We start from the raw sequence: 4903 nt of genomic DNA, 5'->3' as shown, positions 1-4903 counted from the left end.
CCCCCGCTCCGCCGACGGCCCCGGCGCCGACGGCCCGGCCTCCTCCCCCGCCGACGACGCCTTCGTGCCCGGGAACGGCGGCGCCCTCGTGGCGTCCCGCTGACGGACGGCACGAGGGCGCCTAGGGTGCGGACGGTCCCGCGGGGGCCGTCCGTCAGTCCTCCAGTTGCCTCCACCACCAGGAGATCGCCGGGAGGTCCACCGGGGCATCGCTGCCGGGCATCGGCGCCGGCGCCCAGGTCGTCGGCAGGTAGGCGGGATCCTCGGGGTTGAGGTAGCGCTCGCAGGTCGTGCCCCACTCGAGGTTCGCCCGGATCCAGTGCCCGAGCGAGGTCACGTACCGCTGCAGCTCGGATGATGCCGTGCGGTGCACCTGCGCGCTCAGCGTCGTGAACAGGACCATGATCTGGTCACGCAGGAACATCGCCTCGGAGACCATGCCGGGGACGGGCTTGCCCGCGGCGTGCGCGAGGACGTCGAGCAGGTTCTGGTCGTCACCGTCGCGCAGGTGCTCCTTGCGGTAGGACAGGATGTCGTTGTCCCAGCCGACCAGCAGACAGGTCGCCTCGGTGAGGGCACGGACGTCCGGCCGCTCCAGCTCGGCCGGGGGCACCTCGTACCCGTCCGCGACGTCGAGCAGCATGACACTGACCTTCATCGCGCCGTTGTGGATGCGCAGCAGTGCGTAGTCGTCGAGGCCGGGTGCCGCACCGTCGACCCGGTTGGCCGCCTCCCACACCTGGCACAGGAAGTACATGCGCATCGCGTCCGTCCAACGGCCGATCTGCGCGGCGGTGGCGACCCGGCCCACGCGCAGCCGCAGGTCCCGGAAGGCCGCCTCGAAGCAGAAGTACGTGCCGTTCGGGGACAACGGTGTCTCGGGAGCCTCGAGTATGCGCAGCAGCCTGGTCAGCACGCGACTCAGCTCGCCGGGGCGCCGGCCCAGGCGGCCTTCGTCGCAGTGGGCGTCGTCGAAGGCGAACAGCCACATCAGGGAGTCCGCCGATATCTGCGCCCCCTCCTCGGTCCCGTACGGCGAGGTGAGCGCGGCAAGGCGGCCGGCTCCGACGTGCTCCAGGCGCAGCCGCTGGGACTCGTCCTCGTACAGGCCGAAGCGGCGGACCCACTCGATGGTGGCCCGGTCCAGGTCGTCGGCCAGGGGGTGGGCAGCCGGTGCTATCGGGCAGTAGAAGGGCGCCAGTTGAAGGGCGGGCACAGTGGTCACGGACATGCTCCTTCGAGCTTGGGGGAGGGCGGGCCAGCGCCTGCTACCTTCCGCACAACCTTGCCATGAACGCGCCAAACGTAGACCGACAGGAACAGGCGCGGGCCGCGCGCCCGGAGCGCGCGGAGCGGCCCGCGGGAGGGCGGCCCAGTGGAACAACGGACCCGGGCTCCACTGACGTCCACCTCTCAGCTGTCACAACCGTTCCACCTGTGACGCACCGCACGCGTGGCGGAAATCGAACACAAGTGGATCATTCAAATGACAATTACTCCGGCATATGGCGGAGCAGTCAAGAGGCCAAAATGCGTCACGGGAAGGACAGTTGACGCGCATTCCGGTTGTGTTCATGGGCGAGGTGTGTGCGCCCGATGCTCGACCTTGGCCGAACCAGCCACGATGGCCCTACGGCATGGAGGGCGCACGAACGGGCGCACGGGCGCATTTGCCCGTGCGCCCGTCTTGAACCGGTCACACAGTGAGACACCACGTGCCAACGGCTACCGCCGTCGTACGCCCAGGCGCGAAACGAGCGCACGCCACCAGGAACGGCGCTGCAGGGGAACGGCCGCCGCCGGCCGCGGCGCGAAGGCCGGTTCCGGCTGCGCCGGGGGCAGTTCGGCCGTCGTCGACGGAGCGGCCTCGGACACCTGCCCCCTCGGGGGCGTCTGCGGGACGCGGACCTCCCGGGGCGCCGGTTCGGCCGCTGCCAGCCCCTGGTCACCGAGCGGCTTGGCCGGGCTGAACTCCGCGGGCAGGGCCACCAGGTGCCGGGAGATCCACGCGGCCTGCGAGGTCAGTTCCTCCTCCGGCACGGCAACCCGCAGGTCCGGCAGCCGCATCAGCAGCGTGTCGATGGCGGTGTCGACGATGGCCCGGGCGATGTCCTTGCCGGGACACTCGTGCGGGCCGCTGCTGAAGGCCAGGTGCGAACGGTTGCCGTGCACGGGGGTGGAGAGGTCCGGCCGCACGCGCGGGTCGACGTTGCCCGCGGCGATGCCGAACATCACCATGTCCCCCTCCTCGATCTGCTGACCACCCAGCTCGGTGGCCCCCGTGGCCCAGCGGCCGGGCACCACGGCGATCGACGGCTCGTCCCACAGCACCTGCTCCAGGGCATCGGGGAGGGTCATGTGACCGCCCGAGAGGTGGGCCCGGAAACGGGGGTCGGTCAGCACCATCTTGAGCGCGCCGACGATGAAGTTGACGGTGGGCTCGTTGGCCGCGATCAGGATCAGCCGCAGGTGTTCGGCGACCTCGTCGTCGGTGAGGTTCGCCTCATGGCGCAGCAGCCAGGAGGTCAGGTCGCCGCCGGGGTCGGCCCGCTTGCGCTGCACGAGCTGCTTGCAGGCGGACAGCACGTACTCGTTGCTGGCCACCGCCGTCTCGGTGCCGCGCATCAGGTCGCGGCCGGCCTCCACCAGCTTCGGCCCGTACTCCTCGGGCATGCCCAGCAGCTGGGTCATGACGAGCACCGGAAGCTGCTCGGCGAACTGGGTGACCAGTTCGACCTCCCCGGACTGGCAGAACTCGTCGACCAACTGGTTGGAGAAGCGGATGATGTGCTGACGGATACCCCGTCGGTTGAGGCGGCCCATGCTGGTGGTGACCGCTCCGCGCAGCCGCTCGTGCTCGGCGCCGTCGGCGAAGACGCACAGCGGCTGCCAGGCGACCATCGGCAGCAGCGGCGAGTCCATGGCGACGTTGCCCTCGCGGAAGTGCCGCCAGATGCGGGAGTCCCGGGAGAACCGCGAGGGGTTCCGCATGGCCTCGAGGTTCTCGTGGTGTCCCAGGACGATCCAGGCGTTCAGGTCACCGTGCACGAGCACGGGGGCCACCGTTCCGTGCTCGGCGCGCAGCTTCTCGTACAGGGCCATGGGGTCTGCGGCGGCCTCGGGGCCGTAGAGCCTGCGCAGGCCGCCCGGGCCGAGGCCGTGGGCGGGGCATTCGGGGGGTGGGGTGGTCACGGGACGCTCCTGATCACGGGCGGGGAAGGATCACAGGGCCGATGCGGCGGCGAGGGAGTGGAGATGGCGCATGAGCGTCATCAGCACGTCACGGACGGAGCTGCGGGACCGGGCGTCGCACTCCACCAGGGGAACGTGATCCGGCAGGTCCAGGGCGGACCGCAGCTCGTCGAGCGGGTAACTGGGCGACTCCGGGAAGGAGTTGACGGCCACGACGAACGGTGTTCCGCGCTCCTCCAGCCGCCCTATCACGTCGAAACTGACCTCGAGGCGCCGCGTGTCGACCAGCACCACCGCGCCGAGCGCGCCCTCGAAGAGCCCGTTCCACAGGAACCAGAAGCGCTGCTGGCCCGGTGTCCCGAAGAGGTAGAGGACCAGTTCGTCGTTGATGCTGATGCGGCCGAAGTCCATGGCCACCGTGGTGGCCGTCTTGCGTTCCACCCCCACGATGTCGTCCACGCCCACACCGGCCTGGGTCATCGTCTCCTCGGTGGACAGCGGCCGGATCTCACTGACCGATCCGACCAGGGTCGTCTTGCCGACCCCGAAGCCCCCCACGATCACTATCTTGACCGCGGCGGCTGCCGATTCCGGCAGAGCGTCCTCACTCCGCGGCACCCTGACGCCGAGCGCGTCAGAGCCTTTCAAGTCCATGCATCACCGCCTCAATCAGTGCAGCGTCGGGAAGAAGTGCGGGCGCGATCGGCGGTCGTGCCTCCACCCGCTTGTCGGCCAGCAGATCCGCGAGAAGTACGGTCACCACGCTGACCGGGAGGTTCAGGTACGCGGAGATCTCGGCGACGGACAGGGGAGAGGTGCACAGCCGCAGGATCGCGGCCTGTTCGGGCGCCATGCCCGGGGGCGGCCCCGAGCGGGCCCGTACCAGGGTGACCAGGTCGATGGCGGTCTCTTCCGAGGATCCGCTGCGCCCTCCCGTCACCACGTAGAGCCGCTCGGGGTTTCCGTTGTCCCACTCCTCCGCAGGACCGTCGCTCATACGGCCTGCCCGTCCCGGCGCGGAGGACTGGTCAGATGCGCGCCGATCCGTGCGACCAGGTCCCGCATCCGATTGCCCATGAGCCCGGCGTCGACGCCCTCGTCGGCGAGGACCGCGAGGTACGCACCCGCGCCCGCCGCCATGAGGTAGAAGAAGCCGCCGTCCACCTCGATGACGACCAGCCGCATCCGCCCGTCGCCGTGCGGGAACTCACCGGCGATGGCCGCCGCCAGGCTCTGCAGGCCCGCGCAGGCCGCGGCCAGGCGGTCGGCCGCGTCCGTGTCGCCGCCGTACTGGGCCATGCGCAGGCCGTCCGAGGACAGCACCACGACGTGCCGGGTCTCGGGGACGCCCGTCGCCAGGTCCTTGAGCATCCAGTCCATGTTGGCCCGCTGCTGAATCACGGCTACTCACCCTTATCTAACGTTTCGTCACTGTTGCTGTCAGAGGAGGTGGCAGTGCTCTCACCGGACACGGCGCTGGTGAAGGCCGCCAGCCACATGCCCGGTTGCACGGGCTCCTTGCCCGGCTTCGGGTCCGACGCGGCAGTGACCGAGCCGTCGGCGGGCACGGTGCCCATCCGCGCACCGGGGGCGGGAATCGGGGCCGCAGCGCGACGCCGCCGCTGGGGAAGTCCGTTCGCGGTCCTCTCGTGCACGACCGGCACGTCGTCCTCCGCCCAGGCGTGGGCGGCGGGCGGGGAGGGCCGGGGAC

At 70.5% G+C, this 4903-nt stretch carries 6 protein-coding genes; 1 reads left to right on the top strand and 5 read right to left on the bottom strand.

The features are described from left to right. Window positions 1-154: 154 nt before the first annotated feature. The 5 genes from PV341_RS43760 to PV341_RS43740 all read right to left on the bottom strand — a co-directional run bounded on the left by PV341_RS43760 (window position 155) and on the right by PV341_RS43740 (window position 4572). On the bottom strand, window positions 155-1225 hold the full coding sequence (locus tag PV341_RS43760) for a terpene synthase family protein (protein ID WP_500360830.1): 1071 nt from the start codon (window positions 1223-1225) through the stop codon (window positions 155-157). Window positions 1226-1725: 500 nt separating this feature from the next. Further along, entirely contained in the window at window positions 1726-3192 is a 1467-nt protein-coding gene (locus PV341_RS43755) for a cytochrome P450 (RefSeq protein WP_500360828.1), read from the bottom strand. Window positions 3193-3222: 30 nt separating this feature from the next. After that, window positions 3223-3846, bottom strand: coding sequence for a GTP-binding protein (locus tag PV341_RS43750; protein ID WP_500360827.1), 624 nt, complete (start codon window positions 3844-3846; stop codon window positions 3223-3225). Then, window positions 3827-4189, bottom strand: coding sequence for a DUF742 domain-containing protein (locus PV341_RS43745; protein WP_500322680.1), 363 nt, complete (start codon window positions 4187-4189; stop codon window positions 3827-3829). The genes PV341_RS43750 and PV341_RS43745 overlap by 20 nt, the downstream gene beginning before the upstream one ends. Further along, window positions 4186-4572 carry a roadblock/LC7 domain-containing protein gene (locus tag PV341_RS43740; RefSeq protein WP_499600269.1) on the bottom strand — a complete coding sequence of 129 codons (387 nt, stop codon included), beginning with the start codon at window positions 4570-4572 and terminating at the stop codon, window positions 4186-4188. The genes PV341_RS43745 and PV341_RS43740 overlap by 4 nt, the downstream gene beginning before the upstream one ends. Before the next feature lie 75 nt (window positions 4573-4647). Here PV341_RS43740 and PV341_RS43735 point away from each other — a divergent pair. Beyond that, on the top strand, window positions 4648-4903 hold a 256-nt coding region (locus PV341_RS43735), incomplete at its 3' end, for a hypothetical protein (RefSeq protein WP_500360826.1).

Source organism: Streptomyces sp. PA03-1a, assembly GCF_033792805.1.
Classification (GTDB): Bacteria; Actinomycetota; Actinomycetes; order Streptomycetales; family Streptomycetaceae; genus Actinacidiphila.
This window is presented reverse-complemented; position numbering and strand designations above follow the sequence as displayed.